Source organism: Paraburkholderia sp. J94, from assembly GCF_905220285.1.
Lineage (GTDB): Bacteria > Pseudomonadota > Gammaproteobacteria > Burkholderiales > Burkholderiaceae > Paraburkholderia > Paraburkholderia tropica_A.
Window position 1 is genome coordinate 1 of record NZ_CAJMZH010000028.1, and the last position, 24,061, is coordinate 24,061.

Genomic DNA, 24,061 nt, shown 5'->3' on the forward strand with positions numbered 1-24,061 from the left:
AACGAGTGAGTCACGCCGATTCGCGTTACTACCTGATGTCCGTTCGATGAGATGCCGGCGCTGCCAGGAATCATCCCGTAGGACAATGACGACCCGTCGTTGCCCGAGACCTGTTGATAGGCGAGTTGCAAATAGCACGCCGTGCGTTTTGACAGGCTGTATTGCGACATCAGGCCGAGCTGGTTCCAGTGGATCACCGCAGTGTCAGCGCCCCGGCCAACATGGGCGCGGCTGTACGTGAACATCCCGCCGACGAACAGCATCGGCGACACATCGTATTTCAGATTCAACTCGATATTATTGAAGCTGATGTCAGGCTTGGGCAGGCCAAGCGACCCCGCATACAGCGACGCATTGGCCTGCTCGACGTTTGCATGCGTGAGGACGAGCCCGAGCGTTGCCTTGCCAAGGCCATAGTTGGCGCCCACGCCGTAGGTGGTCTGGCCGGCGCTTTGCAATGCGTAATCGTCCGACGCGATTGCGCCTTCGGCGTTGGCGCCGGGATTGGACAGCCGGGTGATCGCCGCCGCGAGCGACAGCGTGCCGTAGGCGTAGGTGACGCCACCCGACAGCACGCGGTTTTCCGCAAATGCACCCGCCTGGTTGCCGAGGCCGATCAGCACCTCCGCGCTGGCGCCGTTCAGCGTCGGACTCGTCCATTTAACCGAGTTATTCACGTGATAGGTCGTATCTGTGTTGTCGTTGTCAAGAGGGTGAGAAAACAGCCACCCGGCCCAGTTGCCGTTGGCCGTCAACAGACCGATCGTGTCGGTAATCGCATCGGTTTGCCGGCCGAATGTCAGCGTGCCGAGCCTGTCAGACTGAAGCCCGAGATAGGACTGGTAACCGAACAGCCGGCTGCCGTAGGCCGATGTTCCGCTTTCAAGATCAATGCCGCTCTCCAGATCGAACACAGCTTGCAGGCCGCCTCCGAGATCTTCGCTGCCTTTCAGTCCCCAGCGGCTGATGGTCTGATCAATGCTCGCCATCTGAATCGCGCTATGACCACCGGCATTGCTAGTGAAATTCAGCCCCACGTCGAGCGTGCCGTACAGGGTGACTGCGCTTTGCGCGTAGGTGTCGAGCGAAAGGCCTGCTAACAGAATGGCGATAGCGTGTTTTAGGTAAGTCATAAATAGAGATAATGAAAAGAGCGGGGTTGACGTCGCAACAACGGTCGTGCGTCGTCGCCGCCAGCCGGAGCGGCTGGCCGTAGATAAGGGAACGGAACGATTAGGGTACGGACGGCTGGCTGCGACGATGGACAATTGCCAGCGCGGTCATGTCGGTGATCGGCTGCTAAAACTCAGCCTGCGACGACCATAGCGGTCTCTCCGCCGGATGACAAATCGGAGGAATCCAGTGTATTAAGCGGCGCGCGGGAAATGATCTCGCGCTCGCCGGCGCGATCGAAACGCCGCATCAGGAACAGGTAAATCGCCGTCGCAAAAACCAGTCCGATGGAGAATGCAATATCAGCGCCGTTAAGTCTTGTGGCGATCGCTCCGGTGTAGAGCGAGGTGCTGAAGAACGGGATCATCGCGACAAATCCGCAAACGTAGCTAATGATGCCTGGCGCGCTCCATTTTCCATAGATGCCGCCGTTCGGCTGCATGATGTCGGTAATCGAGAACGCACCGCGACGGACGAAGTAGTAGTCGGTCAGGTTGATCGCTGTCCACGGAATCAGGAAGTAGCTTAGTAGACTGAGGAAGGCGGAGAACGAATTGAGGATGTTGGCAGGCATCGAGACCACAGCGGCGATCGCTAGCAGGCCGCCGCAGGCGATGGTCGACGCACGCAACGCGGCCGTCGAGTGGATGGGGCGAAATGCCTCGGCAGCGCTGAGCACGGCCACCGTGCCGCTGTAAAGCGTCACAGAGCAAGCGATCAGGCACGAAACTGCGGCGATGATCATCGTGGCCGATCCGAGTCCAAAACCGAACCGATCGCCCAGATCTCGGATCGACACTATCAGATCGATGGACGGAAATGCGGCGGCCAGCGCCGCGCCCAGAAATTCCAGCCATACGGCCGACAACAATGTTCCAAAGAAAACTGCGGATGACACCAAGCCGCCTTTGGTGCGACTCGGCAAATACCGTGTGTAGTCGGACACAATCGGCGCGATTGCGATCTGGTAGGTGGCCGATGCGCCGAATTGCGCGAGGAATGCCACGACGGCGAAGTGGTGCTGGGAGAGAAGCGCGCGCATCGGCAGCCATGTGAAGGCGGCAATGCTTAGCAGGACCAGATTGAGCAGGGTCGCATACGAGGCGAAGCGCTCGACCCGCAGAACTAGTCGATACCCGACGATAGCCACGGCCATCGCTGCGATGCCGAAGCCGATTTGCAGCGCTTGCGGATGCGCGAATCGCGTGACGTCGGCGAGCGACTGCGCGCCGGTTTGAATATAGAACACGGCAAAGCCGAACTGGCAAAGGGTTGCCGCAGCAAGCGGAATCGCCGCTCCACGCGAGCCGAACTGTACTCGCGACTGAATCATCTGCGGAAGTCCCATGCGCGGCCCCTGCGCTCCGTGGAACGCCTGGAATAGCGTGCCGAAAACGCTGCCAAGCACGATCGCCAACAGCGTCGACGTGAGATCGAGCTTGTATAGCGCACCGACTGCGCCGGTCAACAGCGTGATCAGCGTCGCGTTGATCATGAACCACAGTTGAAACTGGCCGGTCACGTTGCCGTGCCGTTCGCGTTCGGGAATGAAGTCGAACGAACGCGCTTCGACAAAATCAGATTGGCTCATGGGGTAGTCGCATTCAAAAAACGGACGTTAAAGTTGAGATTGCTGACTATTAACTGACAGCCTCGAATCGTTATGCCGGGCCGAAGACACGGCATGAATCGAAGCGTAGGGGCGCCAATTTCTTGTCGCTCCGCTCTGTGTGCCGTAATTGTCAACCAGGGGTGCCAGTTACAGACCCTCCGACGCGCTGGTGCGATGGTCAAAAACGCCACTGGAACCGTTGGCAATGACGAATTCCGGTTGTTGTCCGCACCCGCAAAATCTTTAACGTCGGATCGAATGTCCCGGGCGTGCCAATTCATGCGCTACCTGCGTCAAAAATGCTGTCGGAGCATGCGAATCCGGCATATTCGAGGGGCAGGCGCTTGGCAGGTCGCCAATGGCGATTTCGATTTTCGAGCAATCGTCCGTTTAGATGTCGTTCGGCCTAGTACGGGCTAGCGTTGTGCCCCTACATACACAAGCTTTCCAAGCAAATACTTGTTCTCTGCCGGCGTCGGGCTCATTGCCGCGATGATGGAGGTGCCACTAACTGTCCAACGGACTGTCGATTCTAGTTGAACAGGCAGGTAGTGCAATCGTGAAAAAGCAGCTTGAAGCGGCAGGTTGTTGGCAGCACCGTAGCCGCGTGCTTCTCACAGTCGTACCGAAACATAGGGTTCGGGGGATCGAAGTGATGGCGACTACTCTGGCAACTTCTGGTCAGACCGTCTAGATAGTACGGCGGACTCGCTTACCTTGGCTCGAGGATGGAGACGAAGTAACACTCGCGGCTATTGCGAGCGGGAAGGCTGTCGGCGCGTCGGCTCATCGGGGCTGGTCGGCACAAGCGCTTCATGGCCAGCCGCGTTCGTATCGGCGCTGGTTTCGCTGACCGCAGTGATCGCAATTCACCGGGACACGCAACGGCGCATTGCGCTCGCATAATCTGCGTGGCGAAGTTGCGATCCGACGCTGCGAGTCGGTCCGAGGTAGCGCATTTCGAAGACGGCCACGCCGGTCGGAGATACGGTGCCTTCGCCGATTCTGCGGATGGCACGCGTTTTCGTGTACTCCGCCGCGGCCGCTGGGTGGACCGCTACGCCACCCCTTAACGAAGGGGCGATTTCGCCGCGTTCTTCACGCCTTCAGTCGACGATCGCGCAGACACGCGCCGTGACGCTCGTTCGATTGCTTGCGTGCATTTTGCGAAAGACATTCCCCAAGTGATATCGCACCGTTGGAATACCGATGTCGAGATGTCGCGCGATCTGCTTGTCCGACAGACCGTTCGCCACCAACGCCGCGACTTCTGCTTCCCGCTGGCTCAGATTTGCCTCGCGTTGCAATATTTCCTCGGCGCGCAGCGTCACCGGTACGGCTAGCTGAGTTTGTACCGATAGACGGCTAAGCCGACCGAGCGTCGCTGCAATCGGCGATTCGAGCATGCGCAGCAATTCGATTTCGTTTGCACCGAAGTTGCCGCGGGCACGGGCACGCCAGATCCTGAAGTCGCCCATCGCGACATCCTGATCGAAGAAATAAGCGTTAATGCCCCAGTGCTGTCCATCTGGACGCAGGAAATCGTTGAAAAATTCGGTGCGAGTCAATTCCGGTTGAGCGACGATCTGCGTGGCTACGGTTGGCTCCCGACGCGCCATCATTTCGAACGTAAGCGGGTCTATCAGACGATAGTACTCATCCCACTCGCGCAGCCTGCTGACCGGCACATTCACGGCCTCTCCACGTTCAAAGCGTTCTGACTTCGCATTCCAGACCATCGACACATACGTGTCCGCCTCCAGCAGATCGAGCATTGACTGACCGAGCGAGACACGCAATTCGTCGGCGTCGTCGGCCCGAGCCAGCAATCGCATGACGTTGCTCAAGGCACGAAGTTGATGAGACGAAAGATGCATTGGATAACCTGGATAGGTGTCGTGCATGACAAGAGGACGTGCGAGATTACCCGTTCCAAAATTTGTCATCAATCGGTGTTTCCCACGTCGGCTAATAAGCGGGCTGTCAGTGCGGCCTATTGATCCTGATAGTAGGCACCCAAAAAACGGCTTCGTACGCTTCACACAACATTTGGGAGAAACACACTTGGAATTGATTGACCAAACCGCTATCGAAGTACGGGATGCCCTCGCCGCTCGCCAGGTCTCGTGCGTTGAATTGACTGAGCAATGGATCGATCGAACGTCATCATCAGACGCATTGAACTGCTATGTGGAATTCGACGCGGCTGGGCTGCTCGACCAGGCGGGCGCCGCAGACACGAGGCTCGCTGCCGGCGAGCGGCTGCCCCTTCTCGGCGTTCCTGTCGCGCTGAAGGACAACATTGACGCGCTCGGCTTCGCTTGTGGCAACGGGACGCGCGCGCTGCACGGCCGCCCTGTCAAGCGAGATGCCACGCTCGTCGAACGTCTGCGCAGTGCAGGCGCATTGATTGCCGGCAAGGTCGGCATGCACGAACTGGCCCTGGGCATTACTTCGAATAACGCAGTCACTGGCTCAGTACGTAATCCATGGGATGCGTCTCGCATTCCCGGCGGCAGCAGCGGCGGCTCCGGTACGGTGGTCGCTGCCCGTCTTGTGCCGGTGTCGATCGGCACCGATACCGGCGGCTCGGTGAGAATTCCGGCGGCGCTGTGCGGTACCGTTGGCTTGCGTCCTTCGATAGGACGCGTCAGCGCAGACGGCATCGCTCCGATATCCGCAACCCGCGATACGGCAGGTCCGCTGGCACGAAGCGTCGCGGACGTGGCCTTGATCGACAGTGTTTTGTCGGGAGACATGTCGGCTCTTCCCGAGATTGATCTGCGTGGACTCAGGCTCGGCATTCCCGAGCCATTCTTCTGGACGGATATCGCTGCCGGCGTCGGCTCGGTGATCGACCGTACGCTCGCGAGCCTCCAAAAGGAGGGCGTCGAACTGGTGCCGGTCAAGGCGACGGACATTCCCGCGATCAATGCCGAAGTCAGTCTGGCCGTGACGTTTTTCGAATTCGTCCGCGACATGCGTTCTTATCTTCGCGACAAGGAACGCGGCGTGACGCTCGAAGCGCTCATCGATGATGTCGGTAGCCCCGATGTCAAGGCGATTGTCGCTCCGCTGCTGGGCGCCGGCGCGATCTCCGAAGCAACTTATCGGCAGGCGCTCTTGTCGCGTGAACGGCTGCAGGCATCGTATCGCGACGCGTTCGTGAACCATCGCGTCGATGCATTGCTGTTCCCGACCACGCCTTGCACGGCTCCATTGATCGGCGAGGACCAGCATATCGTCCACAACGGTAGGATTGTACCGACGTTTTCCACGGTCGCCCGCAATACCGATCCGGGAAGCAATGCAGGTCTGCCAGGCTTGTCGCTGCCGGTCGGGCTGAGCGAAGGGTTGCCAGTCGGTTTGGAACTCGACGGCCCGACAGGCAGCGACCGGCGCATCCTTGCGATAGGGCGGGCCATCGAATCCATTCTCGAACCCATGCCGCTGCCGCCTTCAAATCGATAGGTGTTCGCGCGATCGCAATTCCCATGCCGTCATTCTTCTAAGCACACTATGAAACGTCGTCAATTTTTGCAGGCCACCACCGGTATTGCCGCGAGCCTGCTGTTGCCGCGCGCGATGGCCGTGTCGTCCCTGAAAGTAGCCGTGATGGTGCCAATGAGCGGACCGGCGGGCCTGTTCGGGCCATCAGCGAAAGCATGTGCGCAACTCGCGGGCGAAGCGATCAATGCCCGGGGTGGAGTATTGGGCCGGCCGATCGAACTGCTGTTCGGCGACGCGGGTCTCGCGCCCGCGGAATCCGCGCAGACCGCGCTTCGATTGTGGCGTGGCCAGCACGCGGAAGCGGTGATCGGTAATCACGACAGCGCCGTCCGCGGTGCACTGACTGGTCTTTTCCGCGGCCAGGTTCCGTACTTTTATACGTCGGTCTACGAGGGCGGCGAATGTTCGCACGGTACCTTCGTGTGTGGTGAGACACCGCAGCAACAGCTCGAACCTGTGATTCCGTGGATCGCAACGCATCGTCGTCCGAAGAAGTGGTATCTGATCGGAAATGATTATGTGTGGCCTCGCAACACGAACTCTGCGGCTAAAGGGTATATCGCCCGGACAGGCGCATCGATCGTGGGCGAGGAATACCTGCCCTTCACGGTGGCCAATTTTGACGCCAGCCTCGCGCGCATTCGCGACAGCGGCGCGGACGCGGTTCTCGTAACGCTGGTCGGCGGCGCTTCCGTGAACTTCAACAGGGCATTCGCGAGCTTTGGGCTGTCCGACAAGGTGCTGCGTCTGGGAACCTTGATCGAGGAGAACACGCTCGCCGGCATCGGCGTGTCGAATGCACACAATCTGTATTCGAGCGCTGGGTATTTCTCCACGCTGCAGACGCCGCCCGCGCTTGACTTCGCGAATGCGTACAAGAAGCGCTTCGGCTCGCAAGCCCCTGTGCTAAACGACATCGGCGAATCGACGTACGAGGGGTTGCTGATGTTCGAGGCTGTGGCCAACAAGGCCGGATCGCTCGATGCCGGAAAGATGGATGCCGCCAGCGACGGCGCCTCCTACAGCGGTCCACGCGGTTCGGTGGTTGTCAAAGCGCGTCACGTCACACAAAACATCTACCTCGCCGATGTCGACGACAAGGGCTTCCGCGTGCAGGAAACCTTCGCCGGTGTCGGCTCCGGACAGAACTGCAAGGTGTAGCGCGATGATATCGGACTTTCTCCTGCACGGGCTGAACATCGCCTACGCGCTTGCGACGCTGCTGCTGACTACGTTCGGCCTCGCTATCGTATTCGGGTTGCTGGGCGTGCTCAACATGGCACACGGTGAATTCGTGATGCTCGGCGCCTATTCGGTGGTGGCGGTACAGCAATGGGGACTCCCACTGATTACCGCGCTGCCACTTGCCATCACTGTTTGCGCGGCGCTCGGCTGGGCTGTGGAGCGTTGGCTGCTGCGCAAGCTTTACGCCCGCCCGCTCGACACGTTGCTTGCTACCTGGGCGCTTGCCATCCTGATGCGCAAGGCGGTCGAGGCTGTCTGGGGCAAGGGCTTTCGCAACGTGCAGAGCACGCTTGCCGTGCCGACGACCGCGCTCGGCGTGCCGTATCCCGCGTATCGGCTCGCCTTGATCGTGTTTGCCGCGCTGCTGATGGTCGGCCTGCTTGTCTGGTATCGGCGCAGTCCAGCAGGGCTGCGTGTACGCGCGATGGTCGGCAACCCGACGCTCGCGCAGGCGCTCGGCATCGACTGCCGTCGACTGGCTTCGCAAACGTTCGTGATCGGCGTCTGTTGTGCCGGCGTCGCCGGAACTTTGCTGGCACCGCTCGTACCAATCGAGCCTGGCATGGGTCTCGACTACCTGCTCAACGCTTTTTTTGCGCTTGTCGTGGGCGGTATCGGCACGCTGGGAGGCTTTGCTGGTGGCGTGGGCATCATCGGCGGTGCGCAGTCAGCGGTCAGCGCAGTGGCAGGCCAAACCAGCGGCTATGCAGCCGTGCTGGTGATTTCAATACTCTTTCTCTGGCTGAAACCCAATGGTCTCTTCTCACGTCGCTGACAAGACCGCGAGGGTGGTCGCTGCCTCGACGCGCAGCAAGCCATTCTGGCCGATGCTCGGACTGGTAGCAGCGTTGATTGGTGTGCCCATTATCGGCGGCGACTTTTTCGCGTATCAGATTGCACTTTTTCTTATCTACGGTATCGCGACGCAAGGTGTGGCGCTGTGCTGGGGACGTCTCGGCTTTCTGCCGCTAGGACAAGCGCTGTTCTTCGGGCTCGGCGCTTATCTGAGCGGCGGCGCGCTAAAGTTGCTCGCGGGGCGGCCTGCGCTGATCGTCATTGGGATTGTCGTTGCGTTGACGTTGCCCTCGCTGCTGGCATGGGTCGTCGCACGTCTGATCTTTTCGCGCAGTTCGCGCAGCGGATCATTCTTTTCGCTGATTACGCTCGCGATGACCATGCTCGGTTTCCTGATCGTTCAGCAGTGGAGCAGCGTGACGGGCGGCTTCAACGGCATGGGTGAAATTCCCGAAATCCCGGGACTCGAACGCTACAGCACGTTTTACTGGCTCGTGGCTGTGGTCGCGTTGCTCAGCACGCTCTCGCTCGGCGTCCTGACACGAAGGCCGCTCGGTGTTTTATGGACAGCCGTGGCCCAAAACGAAGACCGTTTGCAGTTGTTCGGCTATGCAACGGACCGCATCAAGGCGCAGGCCTACGCGATCTCAGCCTTACTCGCGGCCGTTGCCGGTGCGCTGTTTTCGGTCGATCAAGGCATTGTGACGCCGGAGACGATGGGCTTTGGTCTCTCCACAGAGTTTGTGATCTGGGCCGCGATTGGAGGCAAGGCGAGTCCCTATGGTGCGCTGGTGGGCGCTGTGCTGGTCGGATTTGCATCGGCGGAACTGCGCGACCTGTTCGCGTACTGGGAAGTTCTGGTCGCGCTCGCTGCCATCTTCGTCGTGCGTTTTTCCCCAGGCGGTCTGGCCGACCTGCTGACCCGGCGCTGGCACGTCGCGACGGCGTGGCATCCCGAACCGACGAATGCACCGCCTGTCGAGGCCCTGCCCCAATTGTCGCTGAAGTTTGCGGACGTGCGTGTCAGCCAGTCGGCTGTAAAGATCTTGGATGGTCTGAGTTTCGAACTGCACGGCCCCGGCATCCGTGCGGTAATCGGCCCGAATGGCGCGGGCAAGACTTCCGCTTTCAACGCGATGACCGGGCGACTACATGTGCGCGCTGGCCGCATACACGTGGGGGAGCATGATGTGACCGCGTACACGGCGTGGAAGGTTGCGCGGCTCGGCGTGGGGCGGAAATTGCAGATTCCTTCCGTGTTCGCGGATCTCAGCGTTGCCCAAAATCTGGCGATTGCGTTATGGGCCGGACGTCTGCGCGGATTCGCGGTGCTTGGACACGCGCCACTTGGCTGGCACACCGCGCTCCTCGACGAACTGCTGCAATATTTTCCTGAGCTAAGAGAGCAGGGCGCCACGCTCGCGGGGCGTTTGTCGCAGGGACAAAGACAGGCGCTCGAGCTCGTGATGACGCTGTTGCCGGAGCCGAAAATGCTACTGCTCGACGAACCGTGTGCCGGTCTGTCTCCCGCCGAGACGCATCATATGATCAAGGTCATCAGGCGCGCTGTCGAGCGGCTCGGCGCGGCGGCTCTACTGATCGAGCATGATCTTGCGGCAGTGGCCGCGTTGGGCGGCGAGGTGCTGGTGCTTCATCAGGGACGCCTGTTGGCTCAGGGCAGCCTGGAGACATTGCAGTCCAATCCGGAGGTTAGAAAAGTCTACGCGGGGGCTCACAAATGAACGACGTGGCGCTGGAATTTGAGAACGTGACATGCGGCTACGGGGACACGATGGTCGTCAGGAGCATGTCGGGTCGAGTGAGCCAGGGGAGCGTTGTCGCGGTGGTGGGCCGCAACGGCGTAGGCAAGACGACGTTGATGAAGACGTTGGCCGGGTTTTTACCCGTTTCGGGTGGCAGCCTCCGGTGGCGATGCGCAGATCTGGCCGCGCTGGCGCCGCACGAGAGGCTTAAACTTGGCATCTCATATTCGCCGCAGGAAAACGTGGTTTTCGGCGACCTGAGCGTCAACGACAATCTTTGGCTGCATTTGCGCGAGCGTCGTGGTGAGCGCTACGAAGAAATGCTTCGGGAGTTTCCGCGCCTGAAGGAGCGACTGGCGCAAGCCGCTGGGCTGTTGAGCGGTGGGGAGCGCAAGCTGCTTGCTTTCGCACGTACGATGGGACTTGGCGCTTGCATCAATCTGTTTGATGAGCCCACAGAAGGCGTACAGCCGGAGAATATCGACCGGATGGCGCGGCTGATCAGAGCTCATGCGGAGGCTGGCCGCTCATTCTTGGTAGTCGAGCAGAACCTCAGCTTTGTCGAAAAGATCGCGGACGAAGTCATCGTGATGGATCGCGGCGAAGCCGTCGTTTCCGGAAAGATGAGCGATCTGGGACGTGCAACGTTGGAGCGCTACTTGCAGATATAAAGCGAATCGCTATTTCCTACTATCATTTCTCCGTTAACTCTGATTAGGAATACAGAATAATGAAAAGATTGTTTCTCATGGCGTCAGCCACGCTCGCACTGAGCGGGCACGCAAATGCTCAATCGTCAATCACGTTGTATGGTTTGATGGATGCAGGGGTGACCTACACCAACAATGTCACGACATCGAGCGGGCACGGCGCTACCACACAGCTTTCGAGCGGCGTATCGCAAGGCGATCGGTGGGGCTTGATGGGACGTGAAGACCTGGGAGGCGGTGTCCATGCAATCTTCAGGCTTGAAAGCGGATTTCAGCTTTCGAACGGTGCGTTAGCGTCGAGTGGGACCCTGTTTGGGCGGGAAGCGTCGGTCGGGCTCGAAGGGCCTTTGGGCACTGTGAAAATCGGGCGTCAGTATGACCTTATCGGCGACACGTTCTGGGCGTATTCGATTGCGGGAAATACGGCGGCGGGCTTGCTCGCGTGGGGGCTGCCGGCCTATTCGGCGGGTGGCGGAACGCTGGACAACCGGCTGTGGGGAGACAGCGTTAACAACGCTGTGAAGTACCTGTCGCCCAGCTTTGGTGGCTTGACTATCGGGGCAATGTACGGTTTTGGCAACGTGGCGGGGTCGATGGCAACTGACAGTTCGATGAACTTCATGCTCGACTATAACCGCGGCGGCTTCCACGGTTCGCTGGCCTACTTCTTCCAACACAACGCCACGACTACGTCGAACCTGGCCGAGTACGCGGCAGGAGCGTCGTATGCGCTCGGCGGCGCGAAGGTTTTTGGCGTCGTGACGGATGTGTCGCTTACCGCCGGCAATAAGGCACGGGCGACGACATACGACGGCGGTATTTCTTACTTTCTGCGACCTACCGTTTCCGTGGGCGCAGGTTACCAGTTTCAGACACGGAGCAACGGTCTGGCGAGTGCGAATCAGATGACAGTAGGGCTCGACTATTTTCTCTCCAAGAGTACGGATCTGTATTGGGTCGCGGCATTCGCTCACGACCACGCGTTCGGACCGCAAATTCAGGCAGCTCTCGGAGGGGCGTCCAGTACTGCATTTCAGACGGCGATGCGCATAGGCATGCGACACTCGTTCTGACGAAATCGTCAAATGCGGCACGGCGAATCGTCACGACGGTATGAGAAGTCTGAACTCGTGCATACAGTGCCGCGTGCTACGCAAGCATCGAGGACCTGTTGCGACGAGCCATTCCGATTTGTCGTATGACACGTGCGAGCAGTGTTAGAACGGATGGGCGCGGTGAATACTCTGCCGGGGATGGCTCAGACACCTGCTGACTCCCGACGTTGGCGAGTGTGAAACCGCGGCAGAGGAGCGGGCGGTCGCCGTGCCCTCTACCTTCGAGCAGAGGGACAGAAGATGTCGTTTGGGGTACCTCGTGTCAACAATGGCTCGCGTCTTCGTGTGATTCCCGTCGACGATTCCGGCGAGGCGCTGCTCGACGAGTACCGCAAACCGCTCAGCGATCGCACCAAAATCGTGTCGGTCACGCGGGTGTCGAACGCGTTGGGGACGGTGGTGCCCGTGCGTGAGTTCGTCGAGCTGGCGCATCGCGCGGGGCGAAGGCGCTCGTGAGCAGCGCCCACTCGATTTCGCACATGCGCGTGGACGTGCAGGTGCTCGACGCGGACTTCTTCGTGTTCTCGGGCCACAAGATCTACGGCCCGATCGGCATCGGCGTGGTGTACGGCAAGCGGGAGGCGCTCGAAGCGATGCCGCCGTGGCAGGGCGGGGGTAACATGATCGAGGACGTGACGTTCGAGCGCACGGTGTTTCATGGGTCGCCCGCGCGCTTCAAAGCGGGCACCGGCAATATCGCCGATGCAGTGGGGCCGGGCGCAGCGCTCGACTACGTGAGCCATGTCCGCATCGAGAATATCGCGCGCTACGAGCACGATCTGCTCGGCTACGCGACGCGCGTGCTCGCGCCCGTTGCCGGCGTGCGACTCGCAGGCACCGCGCGCGACAAGGCCAGCGTGCTGTCGTTCGTGCTGAAGGGCTACACGACGGCGGAAGTGGGGCAGGCGCTCAGCGAAGAAGGTATTGCGGTGCGCGCGGGCCATCATTGAGCGCAGCCGATCCTGCGGCGTTTCGGTCGCGAAGCGAGCATGCGCCCGTCGCTCGCGTTCTACAACACCTGCGATGAAGTCGATGCGCGGGTGGCGTTCGCAATTGCGGCAGATAGTCGATGACGGTGCTCACACCCGCGGTGTGCCGGAAATAGTCGAAAATCGGCGCATCGTTGGTCGAGTCGCCGGAGTAGGCGATCACGCCTCGCGCAGCTTCGCGATCAACACCGAACTCATCATGAAGCATGCGCAGCGATATCGACAGCTTGTCGTAGTCGGCCAGCCAGCCCAGTACCCAGAGATTGTTGGCGCGCACCTTCACGTTCGAGCGGCGAGAATGCGCGCGTCTGTTGCAGGCGTGCTGCGACGATACGCCAGGCTCGTCAGTCGAAAAGTTTGATCGTCGGCGAATTGCGCTTCGCACCCACCTGCCGCGAAGCGCAAATTCGCTTATTTCGTTATCGGGTCCGTAACCACAAGTATTGCATCAATTCGCATTTAAGCCGTCCGCATATTTTGATTAATATCAAAGCTCCGGACGCGGGTGCAATTTGATCATCGGTCCGCTAACTGTCGGATTATGGATAACCACGCCCACCGTCCCAATCTGATCGCCTTGCCGGAAAGCGACCAGCAGCCTCTTTCGATTCGAGCCAAAGCCCTCGTTTTCGCCGATCCGGCGTCCGCCGCCGTCCTGCGCTTCATCGAGCAGATCGGACCCAGCGCGGCGCCCGCGCTGATACTCGGCGAGACCGGCACCGGCAAGGAACTGGTCGCGCGTCACATCCATCATGTCAGCCGCCGCAAGGGGGCGTTCATCGCGGTGAATTGCGGCGCCATCAATCCGCAACTGGCCGAAGCGGAACTCTTCGGTCACGAGGCGGGCGCGTTCACGGGCGCGCAAGGCCGTCGCGCCGGCTATTTCGAGGACGCACACGAAGGCACGGTTTTTCTCGACGAAATCGGCGATCTCGCGGCGCCACTCCAGTCGAAACTGCTGCGCGTATTGCAGGAGGGCGAGGTGACGCGCGTGGGTGCGACGCGCGCGCGGCGCGTCGACGTGCGGGTTGTTGCCGCGACCAATGTTGATCTGGAGCGTGCCGTGATCGCCGGCAATTTCCGCATGGATCTGCTCTACCGGATCAATCTGGCCAGTGTGCGCCTGCCGCCGCTGCGTGAAAGACCGCAGGACATCGTGCTGCTCGCCGAGCATTTCCGCTCGCGCTACTGCGCGCAACTCAAGCGCGCGCAGCCGATGTTCTCCGAGGACGCCGTGCAGGCTTTGCTGGCCTATCCGTGGCCCGGCAATATCCGCGAACTCGAAAACGTCATTCACCTCGCGCTGCTGGTGTCGAGCGGCAATCTGATCCGCGCGGAGCACCTGAAATTTTCCGAGGCGCTCGCAGCGAATGCGGCGCCGGACCAGCCCGCGCCGACGCTGCCGCAGGACGATATCCGCGCCGGCATCCGTGGTCTGTTTCGCGCGCCGGGCGAGAGCCTGCTGCGCGATGTGGAAGAGCTGATCGTCAAGGAGGCATTTGAGCATTGCCGCTTCAGTCAGGTGCGCACGGCGGCGCTGCTGGGCGTGACGCGCAACACCATGCGCACGCTGCTCGCGCGTTACGGCCTCCTGAGCGATCCGCGTCCCGAAGCACTGTACGAGGAGCCGCCGATCTGAAGGCGGCCACGCTGTCTGTTCAAGTCTGCCGTCGCGCGGGCTCGCGCTCGCGTTCGAGCTGGCGCACGCGCGGCAGCACGTGTTCGCCGACGCGCGTGGCTTCCTCCAGATTCGGATACGACGACAGCAGAAACTCGTCGATACCCAGCGCGTGATACTCGCTGATGCGCCGCGCGACCTCGTCGTAACTCCCCACCAGCGCCGTTCCCGCGCCGCCGCGCGTCAAGCCCACGCCGGCCCACAGATTCGGCGCGACTTCCAGTTCGCGCAGCGAGCGCATCGCGCCGCGGCTTAACGCTGTTTGCCGACGCTGGCCCACCGATTCGTACTGATCGAGTTCGCGCTGGGCGTCGGCGTAGTTGCGCTCGGAGATGCCGCGCAGCAATTCGTCGGCGCGCGACCACGCCGCGCGTCCGGTCTCGCGTGCGATCACGTGTACGCGCACCCCGAAGCGGATCGGGCGGCCATGCATGGCCGCGAGCGCCTTGAGCCGCCTGACGCGTTCGCGCACGAGCGCGGGCGGCTCGGCCCAGAGCAGATAGGTATCGCTCTGGCTGGCCGCCACGCGTTCCGCGAACGCCGACGCGCCGCCGAGATACAGCGGCGGCGCGTGCTCCAGCGGCACGCCAGGGTGCGCGGCATTGAGCGCGTAATGCCGCCCGGCGACCGTGTGTCCCGCGCCCTGCCAGAGACGGCGCAGCACGCGCAGATATTCCGAGGTCCGCTGGTAGCGCGCGTCGTGATCGAGAAAGTCGCCGAGCGCGCGCTGATCGTGGGCGCTCGAACCGCTTGCCGCAAACAGGCGCAGCCGGCCACTGCTCATGCGTTGGAGCGTCGCGGCGCGGTTCGCGAGCGGTTCCGGCTGTTCGAGGCCGGACCTGAACGTGACGATGAAAGCGATGCGGCGAGTGCTTCTCGCAAGCATGGCGGTGACGAGCCACGGATCTTCGAAACCCGCCGCCGTCGGCGCGAGCAGATGGTCGAAGCCGGCCGCTTCCGCGGCGGCGGCGAGGCTGCGCAAGTAATCGGGCGTCGGTGGACGAAAGTCGCGCAGATAATTCGGCGGCCTCGGCAGGCCGCTGTTGGCGAGATGCGGTCCGTCGCCGTTGGTTGGCAGGAACCAGCTGAATTCGATGCTCATGAGGCGTTCCGTCGGGATGGGCCAGTTCAGGGTGGAAAGCCGGACTAGATGCCCGGGCTACAGGGCGCGTCACGCCCGAATGCCTCGACGCGGCGCAGGCGTTGTCCCGGCGGCGGCGCGACGAGATCCAGTTCGCGATACGCGCGCTCGATCGCGGCCTGCAGCGCGGGCGTGCCCTGCGCCTCGCGCAGCACGCCGTCGCAGCCGCTCGCCGCGAGCTTGCGCAGGTCCGGCTCGGCGCTCAGCCAGTACAGCGGCGGGCGCTGAGCATCGAGGTCCGGCAGGCGCGCGGCGCTGGCGCGGAAGTACGCGCCGTGATGGTCGAGCGGCGCGCGGCTCGTCCATAGCGCATCGAGAACCGCCAGGAATTCGACGCCTCGCGCGAGCCGCTGATCGCGATTCATCGAGGCGAGCTGGATATCGGTTTCGATGCCCGGCCAGTCGGCCGTGCAGGCGAGCGCGGCGCGGCCGCCGCTGATCGACTGAAGACTTTGCGCGAGATGCGCCGCCGCGACGGGCAGCATCGCGTTGGCGGGCAGCGTGACGACGACCCGCGCGGCAGGCAGCGCGTCGACCAGCACGGCGGCGAGCGTCCACGGATCCTCGCCGCCGGAGCGGCATGGCAGCAGCAGGCCGTCGCAGCCTGCCGCCAGACCCGCGCGCGCGAGTGCGATCCAGTCGGCGGCGGGATCCGAGCGCGATGGCCGGGAATCGACGACGAGATTCAGCAGCAGCGCCGCAGCTTTCATGCGCGCTCGCTCGCGGGCGACCAGCCGAGCGCCGGGGCGATGATTTCGGCGAGGATGCGCAGGCGTTCGATCGCCTCGTCGAGCGTCGAGCTTTCCGACTGCACGACCGGCAGGAAGTAGCTCGCGAACGGGAACAGCGCGGGGTCGGCGAGCAGGCTGTCGATGATCTCCTCCGGCGGACCGTAGTGGACGTTGAGCAGCCGAAGGATCTGCTCGGGATCGCTCACGCCAGGATGGCCGACCGTCGCGAGCCACGGGCCGTGGCGCACCACGTCCGGCGCCAGCGCGTCGAGCGCCGTGCGCCGATCCGCGGCGGGAAACACCGCGCGCACGATGCCGAGGCGCGGCGTGCCCGGGCTCGCGTGTTCGCGCCACGCGTCGAGATACGCGCGCGCGAGCGGCAACTGGACGGTGCGCGGATCGTGGACGGCGGTGCCGAGCAGCAGACCGTTGCCGTGCTGCGCGGCGAGCCGGGCGCCGTCCGCGGTCGAATGCGAGTGCCAGAGGCGCTGCCGCAAGCCGGGCGCTGTCGGTTGAAGCCGAAGCGTGGCGGCAGCGGCGCTATCCGCGTTATCCGCAGCTTGGGCGGGCGCGAGCGGGCGACCTTCGAACGCGTGTTCGAGCCGCGTCAGCGCGCTGGCGAAACCGCTCTGGCGCGTGTCGGGCGCGACGCCGAAAGCGGCAAAGGCGTCGACGTTCGCGCCGCCGCTTCCGAGCCCGAGCTGCACGCGCCCGCCTGCGAGCGCGTCGAGCACGGCGGCGTCTTCCGCGAGCCGGATCGGATCTTCCAGCGGCAACGTGACGATGCCGGTGCCCAGTTCGATGCGGCGTGTGCGCTGGGCGATCGCGGCGAGTAGTACGAGCGGCGAAGGCAGCCGTCCGTGTTCCGCGCGAAAGTGATGCTGCGCGACGAAGCCGCCGTCGAAGCCCAGTTCCTCGGCGGCGACGAAGAGCGCTTCGAGTTCGGCATAGACGCGCGCGGCGTCGCCGGTGCCGTGCACGTGGGTCAGGAAACCGAGTTTGAACGGACGAGCGGCGCTCGGTGTGACCGGTGGGGCCGATGTGGACGATGTCATGGTGTAAGCGGGTGAGCGACGGCAGACGCCGCGTTTTCGCGTTCCGTCGCCTGCGTGGCGCGCCAGCCGAGCGCCGGTGCAATCGCGCGCGCCACGGTTTCGAGGCGCCGGATGGCGTCGGCGTGCGAGGTGCTGAACGTCTGAACCTGCACGATCAGTTCGTCTGCGCCGGGGAGGGCGGTGTCGGCGCGCAGCGCGGCGCTGATCGACTCCGGTTCGCCGCGCAGCACGGCGAATGCGTCGAGCAATGTGCGGATATCGGTCGAGGTCGCGCGCGCGTCGCCCGAGGCGTCAACCGGGCGCGAGGCGTAACGGAGGATGTCCGGCGCGAGCGTGGCTTCGACGCTGGCGGCATCCGCGCCCGGCACGACCGCGCGCACGAGCGCCACGCGCGGGGCGTGTGCATGCCGCCATGCCGTCCGGTAACGCTCGATCAGCGCGGCCTCGGTGCCGTTCTGGCCGCGCGAACGCGCGACGATCAAGCCGGTGCGATGGTGCACGGCCGCATCGGCGTTGCCGGTGGCGAGCCAGAGCCGATCCCCGAGCCCCGGCGCGGGCGGTTGCAGCGTCAGCGCCGCGTCTCGCGACGGCGCCGCGCTCGCGCTGCCCGTCGTCGGCGAGCGCTCCAGCGTCGCACCGGCGAGGGCGCGTTGCAGCGTCTCGAGCGCCGCGTCACGGCGCGCGGCCCGCGTGTCGAAATCGCGGCCAAAGGCGCGGAACACGTCGGGTTCGAACCCCGCGCCCAGACCGAGTTGCACGCGGCCGCCGGACAACGCGTCGAGCACGGCAGCGTCTTCGGCGACACGCAGCGGAGGGTCGAGCGGCAGCACGATCACGCCGGTTCCCAGCGCGATGCTCCGCGTGCGTCGCGCGGCGGCGGCGAGCAGCACGAGCGGCGCGGGCAGACGGCCTGTCTCCTGACCGAAGTGATGCTGCGCGACCCAGGCGCTGTCGAACCCGAGCGCTTCGGCCGCTTCGATCAGTTCGAGCGTCTCGTGAAGCACGCGCGGCGACGCGTCGGGCGCATACACGCGCGTCAGGAAGCCGAGGCGCAGGCGGCGCGTCATGCCGGCCTCGCGTCGACCGGCGTCGCGCGGTCGCCGCGCACGCTCGTTGGCCGCTGCACGAATGCGGGCCGCGGCAAGCCGAGCTGATCGCGCAGCGTCGGCCCTTCGTAGTCGGTGCGAAACAGGCCGCGACGCTGCAGCTCCGGAATCACGAGATCGACGAAATCGTCGAGCCCGCCCGGCTGCCACGCGAAGGCGACGTTGAACCCGTCCGCGCCCGAGGCGCGAAACCATTCCTCGAAATGATCGGCAATCGTTTTCGGCGTGCCGGTCACGATGCCCGCGCGCGCGAAGCGCTCGTAGAGCTGGCGGATGGTCAGATTCTCGCGGCGCGCGAGGTCCACGATCAGTTGCTGGCGGCTCTTGCTGCGATTGCTCGGCGGCAGTTCGGGCAGCGGGCCGTCGAGCGGATAGCCGGAGAGGTCGAAATCGCCCGCGTTGTCGGCGAGCAGGCGCAAGCCGAGCACGGGATCGATCAGCGCCTGCAGCGCGTCCAGTTTCTCGCGCGCCTCGGCTTCGCTCGCGCCGACGATCGGCACGATGCCCGGCAGGATCTTCAGATGATCGGGATCGCGTCCCCAGCGCGGCATGCGGCCCTTCACATCGGCGTAGAACGCGCGGGCGTCGTCGAGACGATGCTGCGAGGTGAAGATGACTTCGGCGCAACGCGCGGCCAGCTCGCGGCCAGCTTCGGACGAACCGGCCTGCACCAGCACCGGATGTCCCTGCGGCGGGCGGGCCACGTTCAGCGGGCCGCGCACGGAGAAGTGCGGTCCGCGATGATTGAGCACGTGCAGCTTCTCGTGGTCGAAGTGCAGGCCGGCGGCCTTGTCCTCGATGAAGGCGTCGTCCTCCCAGCTGTCCCACAGACCCTCCACGACGCGCTGGAATTCGTCGGCGCGCGTGTAGCGGTCGGCGTGCGCGAGATGCGGCGCATCGCCGAAATTGGCGGCCTCGTCGGGCACCACCGAGGTGACGAGATTCCAGCCCGCGCGTCCGCCGCTCAGATGATCGAGCGAGGCGAACTTGCGCGCGAGAGGGTAGGGCGCGTTGTAGGTTGTCGTCGCGGTGGCGATCAGGCCGATGCGCTCCGTCACGGCCGCGAGCGCGGCCAGCAACGTGAGCGGCTCGAAGGTCTCGGCGCGAGCGCTGCGGCGCAGCGAGTCGATGTGACTGCCTTGCGTGGCAACCACATCGGCGATAAAGATCGCATCGAACTTACCGCGCTCGGCGGTCTGCGCGAGCCGACGCCAATGTGCGAAGTCGTGCGTGCCGTGCGGATGCGAATCCGGATGCCGCCATCCGGCGACGTGGCTGCCGCCGCCGTTGAGCATCGCGTTGAGTTTCAACTGGCCGGTGCGCTGGCTCATGCGCGTTCCTCCTCAATAGGTGTACGTCACGCGCAGCCCGATGGTGCGCGGCTCGCCCGCGGCGGCGACATTGGTGCCGGGCAGGAAGTAGTTTTTCGTCAGGTCGTATTGACGGTTGAACAGGTTGCGCGCCCACAGCGAGACGTCCCAGTGGCGATCGGGCGTCGAAACCGTCACGCTCGCGTTGAAGAGCCAGTAGCCGTCGACGGTGTAATTCGGCCCGAGCAGCAGCAACTGCGAATAGGCGTCGCGATAGCTGTAGTTGGTTTCCGCGCGGAACCGGTAGCCGCCCGCGAACCAGCTATAGGCGACCTGGCCGCCGTAGCTCAGGCGCGGAAAGCTCAGCGACGTGCCGTTGTAATCGCTGAAGACGTTGGTGCCCGCAGCCGCCGAGGCGACCGTGTTGTAGGTGACGAAGGGCGCGGTGTACTTGCCGTACTTGTAGCCGACGTATTGCGAGATCACGAGCCCGTTCAGCGGATGCCAGTCGAGTTCGGTTTCGAAGCCGTCGATGCGCGACTTGGGCGCGTTCACGAAGGTGCCGATCAGCGACTGCGAAGTCGGATCGTAGGTGGCGGACAGCACCTGCTGATCGCGATAGTCGTAGTGGAACGCCGAAAAATTCCAGCGCAGCGAACGCGTGAGATCGCTCTTGAAACCCGCCTCGTAGGCGGTCAGCGTTTCCGGTTTGAACGGCACGAGCGCATTCGAATTCGCGGTGTTGTGCGCGGTGAAGCCGCCCGATTTGTAGCCGCGGCTGATGCTCGCGTAGAGCAGCGTGGCCGGTGCGAGATCGAATTCGAGTCCGACCTTGCCCGAGGTGCCGTTCGACGTGAGCGACTGGTTGCCGTCGCCGCTCGTGAAGCCCGAGAACGGCACGAACGACGGCGTGAGTTCGCCCGAGGCGAAGTCGGTCAGATCGCGGTGTTCGTGCTCCTGGCGAATGCCGAAGATGCCGCGCAGACGCGGCGTGATGTCGTAGGTCGCCTGACCGTACGCGCCGAGCGTATCGACCGACTGCTTGTAACGCGTGAGCGCGATGAAGCCGAGGCGGTCGGTGAAGTCGGAGTAGAACTTTTCGTCGAGGTCGTCGTGCGAATAGAACAGGCCCGCGACCCAGCGCAGCCGCGTGTCGGCATGCGACGAAAGCCGCAGTTCCTGCGTGAACTCGTTGATCGTGTCGTCGAAATACTCATCGGAATCGTGATACGAGGTGGCATCCCAATCCATGTATTCGCGGCGATGCAGGTAGTCGAACGACGTGATGCTCTTTAGATCGACGGGGCCGAGATTCCACGTTGCGCTCAGATCGAAGCCGGCGTTCACGTTGTTCTTGCCGGGCTTCGAATCGGTCGAGAGGCCCGTCACGCGCGCGAATGCCGGGCTGACGCCCCAGCCTGTTTTGGTGATATCGGTATCGGCGGGAATCGTCACGCCCGTGAGCGTGGACGTGTACGGCGTAAACAGATACAGGCCTTCGTCGTCCGATTTGTCGAAGCCGCCGTGCACGCCGAGGTGCAGTTTGAAGTCGGGCGAGACGTCCCAGTCGAGTTGACCGCGCGCCGCCGCGCTGTTGTGATTGCCGAGCGACTGGCCGGTGTCGCGGTTGGTTTGCCACGCGCCGAAATCCTGCGTCGTAAAGGCGATCCGGCCGCGCACGGTGTCGCTCAGCGGACCCGACACATAGCCTTCCGTGGTCAGCAGATTGTGCGAACCGTATTCGGCCGTCACGCCCGCTTCGAAATCCTTCGTCGGCTTGTTGGTGATGAAGTTGATCGTGCCGCCCGTGGTGTTGCGACCATAGAGCGTGCCTTGCGGTCCACGCAGCACTTCGACGCGCGCGAGGTCGAACAACTGGCCTTGCGTCTGGATCGGCAGCGCGTAGGCGACATCGTCCACGTTGATGCCGACCGTCGAGGCGTTGTTCGAGGTGTAGTCGTTGAAGCCCACGCCGCGAATGCGGAATTGCGGCTGGCCGCCGCCGAACGCGGGTTCGACTTCGAGGCTCGGCGTAGCGTGCTGCAGGTCGTTGACCGTGTTGACGTTCAGTTCCTTGAGGTCGCTTCCGCGCAGCACCGAGATCGACGCGCCGACGCGCTGCGCCGATTGCGTGCGGCGTTCGGCCGTCACGACCACTTCCGATAGCCGCGTGCCGGAAGCCGCGTCCGGCGCGGCAGCCGTGGCGTCTTTCCCGCTCTGTTTTTCGCCTTGTTTTGCAGCGTTTTTCGATGCGGCCTTCGGCGCCGCGACGGCGGCACTCGCCGGCGCGGCCGTGGCCGCTTCCTGCGCGTGCAGCGCGGCCGGCAATCCGGCCATCAGGGCCGACGCGCCTATCGACGCCCTGAGCAACGTGTCTTTCATTCGATATCCCTGTCTTTTGTTCGCGTGTGATGTGCGGGCGTGGCGTCCCGCTGCCCCGATCGTTCGCCGGGGATGGCGCGACGTTTTGCAACAGCCATGCCAGTGCGCGTTCGCGCTTGCGCTACGGGCGTTTGCGGACATTTGCACGCGTGAAGCGGACTGCGACGAGGTCATGTCGCGGCCTGAATCGGGCCGCTTTGCTGGAAACCCAGCAGCACGAGAGGCCGCATTCGCGCCTGCTGGATTCGACGCATCTCGCTGCAAATCCAGCGTGCGGATCGACGCGTGAAAGGCGTTAGCGAGGCGTCTTTGCGGCGCAAACGCCCGTGAATCGGCAATGGCACGACCTTTGCATTGCGGTCGATCCCGGGCCGATGCCGTCGGCTCATCCGTTTCGCGTGCTTCGAGCACACGCACTTTTTCGACGAGGATTTTTCATGTCTGCCACTTCATCGTCCGCGTCGCTGGACGACGTTACGAGCGTTTCGCAGCAAGCGCGCCCCGCTGCGAGCCGTATCGCCGACGACGCGCACGCGCTCGAAATCGCCCGCCGCCTCGCCGACGAACTCGGCCGCGAGGCCGCCCATCGCGACCGCGATCGCCGTCTGCCGTTCGCCGAACTCGATCTGTTTTCCGGCAGCGGACTGTGGGGCATCACCGTGCCGCGTGCCTACGGTGGCGCGGGCGTATCGCTCGCCACGCTCGGGGAAGTGGTGCGCGTCGTTGCGCAGGCGGACCCGTCGATCGGCCAGTTGCCGAAGAATCATTTCCACGCGCTCGACGTGATCCGCCTCACCGGCAACGAGGCACAGCGCCGCAAGTTCTTCGCACTCGCGCTCGACGGCACGCGCATCGGCCACGCGGCTTCGGAGCGCGGCACGAAGACGGCGCTCGAAATCTCGACGCGCCTGACGCGCCGGGGCGAACGCTTCGTGCTGAACGGCCAGAAGTTCTACGCAACGGGTGCGCTGTACGCGGACTGGATCGCCGTGCTCGCGCTCGACGACGACGGCCGCTACGTGCAGGCGCTCGTCGAACGCGAGCGCCCCGGCATCGCCATCACGGACGACTGGAGCGGATTCGGTCAGCGCACGACGGCGAGCGGCACGGTGACGTTCACCGACGTCGACGTCGATCCGGCCGACGTAGTGTCGATCCAGGCGGCGTTCGAGACGCCCACGCTCGCGGGCCCGATCTCGCAGTTACTGCATGCGAGCATCGACGTCGGCATCGCGCGCGCCGCGATTGCGGATACGATTGATTTCGTGCGCACGCGCAGCCGTCCGTGGGGCGATAGCGGCGTTGCCCGCGCCGCCGACGATCCGTACGTAATTCGCGACGTCGCCGATTTGCAGGTGCGCCTCGTGGCCGCCGAGGCGGTGCTCGATCGCGTGGCGGCGCAACTGGACGCGCTGCCCTCGACCGTCGACGACGCGCAGGTTGCCCGTGCCTCGGTCGATGTCGCCGTGGCGAAGGTGTTGAGCACCGAGCTGGCGATACTCGCGACCAACAAGCTGTTCGAACTCGCGGGCACGCGCTCGGTGCTCGCCGAATACAACCTCGACCGGCACTGGCGCAACGCGCGCACGCATACGCTGCACGATCCGGTGCGCTGGAAATACCACGCGATTGGCAACTTCGTGCTCAACGAAGTCAATCCGCCCCGTCACGGATATCTCTGATGAGCGAGCGCATGCAGAAGCCTTTCCGTCTCGCCACGCCGCATAACGAAGCCGACGACCGAAC

The 24,061-nt window shown here is 63.5% G+C and carries 17 protein-coding genes and 1 pseudogene; 9 read left to right on the top strand and 9 right to left on the bottom strand.

Features of this window, described 5'->3' with window-relative positions; genetic code table 11:
• The 3 genes from U4Y88_RS36530 to U4Y88_RS36540 form a co-directional block, all read right to left on the bottom strand.
• Positions 1 to 1,268: porin (locus tag U4Y88_RS36530; RefSeq protein ID WP_321789820.1), on the bottom strand; the 1,268-nt coding region annotated here is incomplete at its 3' end.
• 38 nt (positions 1,269 to 1,306) lie between these two features.
• Positions 1,307 to 2,764 carry a purine-cytosine permease family protein gene (locus U4Y88_RS36535; protein ID WP_321789822.1) on the bottom strand — a complete coding sequence of 486 codons (1,458 nt, stop codon included), beginning with the start codon at positions 2,762 to 2,764 and terminating at the stop codon, positions 1,307 to 1,309.
• 1,127 nt (positions 2,765 to 3,891) lie between these two features.
• Positions 3,892 to 4,689 carry a helix-turn-helix transcriptional regulator gene (locus U4Y88_RS36540; RefSeq protein WP_321789824.1) on the bottom strand — a complete coding sequence of 266 codons (798 nt, stop codon included), beginning with the start codon at positions 4,687 to 4,689 and terminating at the stop codon, positions 3,892 to 3,894.
• 160 nt (positions 4,690 to 4,849) lie between these two features.
• Between U4Y88_RS36540 and iaaH the strand changes: the two genes are divergently transcribed.
• The 8 genes and pseudogenes from iaaH (at position 4,850) to U4Y88_RS36580 (ending at position 14,551) form a co-directional block, all read left to right on the top strand.
• Positions 4,850 to 6,256 (top strand): indoleacetamide hydrolase, encoded by a 1,407-nt coding sequence (gene iaaH, locus U4Y88_RS36545; protein WP_321789826.1) that lies wholly within the window; start codon positions 4,850 to 4,852, stop codon positions 6,254 to 6,256.
• 48 nt (positions 6,257 to 6,304) lie between these two features.
• Complete coding sequence (locus U4Y88_RS36550) at positions 6,305 to 7,456, top strand: substrate-binding domain-containing protein (protein WP_321789828.1); 1,152 nt, start codon at positions 6,305 to 6,307, stop codon at positions 7,454 to 7,456.
• A gap of 4 nt (positions 7,457 to 7,460) precedes the next feature.
• Positions 7,461 to 8,315, top strand: coding sequence for an ABC transporter permease subunit (locus U4Y88_RS36555; protein WP_321789830.1), 855 nt, complete (start codon positions 7,461 to 7,463; stop codon positions 8,313 to 8,315).
• Positions 8,293 to 10,077, top strand: a complete 1,785-nt coding sequence (locus tag U4Y88_RS36560; protein WP_321789832.1) for an ABC transporter permease subunit — start codon at positions 8,293 to 8,295, stop codon at positions 10,075 to 10,077. Before U4Y88_RS36555 ends, U4Y88_RS36560 begins: the two co-directional genes overlap by 23 nt.
• A complete protein-coding gene (locus U4Y88_RS36565; protein ID WP_321789834.1) occupies positions 10,074 to 10,769 on the top strand; it encodes an ABC transporter ATP-binding protein in 696 nt (231 codons plus the stop codon). The genes U4Y88_RS36560 and U4Y88_RS36565 overlap by 4 nt, the downstream gene beginning before the upstream one ends.
• A 59-nt stretch (positions 10,770 to 10,828) precedes the next feature.
• Positions 10,829 to 11,881 carry a porin gene (locus tag U4Y88_RS36570; RefSeq protein WP_321789837.1) on the top strand — a complete coding sequence of 351 codons (1,053 nt, stop codon included), beginning with the start codon at positions 10,829 to 10,831 and terminating at the stop codon, positions 11,879 to 11,881.
• 312 nt (positions 11,882 to 12,193) lie between these two features.
• A pseudogene (locus U4Y88_RS36575) lies at positions 12,194 to 12,996 on the top strand (aminotransferase class V-fold PLP-dependent enzyme); the annotation flags it as partial.
• 457 nt (positions 12,997 to 13,453) lie between these two features.
• Entirely contained in the window at positions 13,454 to 14,551 is a 1,098-nt protein-coding gene (locus U4Y88_RS36580; protein WP_321789839.1) for a sigma-54 dependent transcriptional regulator, read from the top strand.
• A gap of 19 nt (positions 14,552 to 14,570) precedes the next feature.
• Here U4Y88_RS36580 and U4Y88_RS36585 read toward each other — a convergent pair whose 3' ends face one another.
• The 6 genes from U4Y88_RS36585 to U4Y88_RS36610 are packed head-to-tail and all read right to left on the bottom strand — an operon-like array spanning position 14,571 to position 22,315.
• Positions 14,571 to 15,692 carry an LLM class flavin-dependent oxidoreductase gene (locus tag U4Y88_RS36585; protein WP_321789841.1) on the bottom strand — a complete coding sequence of 374 codons (1,122 nt, stop codon included), beginning with the start codon at positions 15,690 to 15,692 and terminating at the stop codon, positions 14,571 to 14,573.
• A gap of 44 nt (positions 15,693 to 15,736) precedes the next feature.
• The gene (locus U4Y88_RS36590) at positions 15,737 to 16,441 is read right to left on the bottom strand and encodes an LLM class flavin-dependent oxidoreductase (protein WP_321789843.1); all 705 of its coding nucleotides are present in this window, start codon (positions 16,439 to 16,441) and stop codon (positions 15,737 to 15,739) included.
• Positions 16,438 to 17,517 carry an LLM class flavin-dependent oxidoreductase gene (locus U4Y88_RS36595; protein ID WP_321789845.1) on the bottom strand — a complete coding sequence of 360 codons (1,080 nt, stop codon included), beginning with the start codon at positions 17,515 to 17,517 and terminating at the stop codon, positions 16,438 to 16,440. Before U4Y88_RS36595 ends, U4Y88_RS36590 begins: the two co-directional genes overlap by 4 nt.
• Positions 17,514 to 18,584, bottom strand: coding sequence for an LLM class flavin-dependent oxidoreductase (locus tag U4Y88_RS36600; RefSeq protein WP_321789847.1), 1,071 nt, complete (start codon positions 18,582 to 18,584; stop codon positions 17,514 to 17,516). The genes U4Y88_RS36595 and U4Y88_RS36600 overlap by 4 nt, the downstream gene beginning before the upstream one ends.
• Positions 18,581 to 19,954, bottom strand: coding sequence for an LLM class flavin-dependent oxidoreductase (locus U4Y88_RS36605; protein ID WP_321789849.1), 1,374 nt, complete (start codon positions 19,952 to 19,954; stop codon positions 18,581 to 18,583). Before U4Y88_RS36605 ends, U4Y88_RS36600 begins: the two co-directional genes overlap by 4 nt.
• A 12-nt stretch (positions 19,955 to 19,966) precedes the next feature.
• Positions 19,967 to 22,315: a TonB-dependent receptor gene (locus U4Y88_RS36610; RefSeq protein WP_321789851.1), complete on the bottom strand. Its 2,349-nt coding sequence runs from the start codon at positions 22,313 to 22,315 to the stop codon at positions 19,967 to 19,969.
• Positions 22,316 to 22,752: 437 nt separating this feature from the next.
• On the opposite strand from U4Y88_RS36610, the gene U4Y88_RS36615 reads away from it, so the two are divergent.
• Complete coding sequence (locus tag U4Y88_RS36615) at positions 22,753 to 23,997, top strand: SfnB family sulfur acquisition oxidoreductase (RefSeq protein WP_321789853.1); 1,245 nt, start codon at positions 22,753 to 22,755, stop codon at positions 23,995 to 23,997.
• Positions 23,998 to 24,061: the final 64 nt, after the last annotated feature.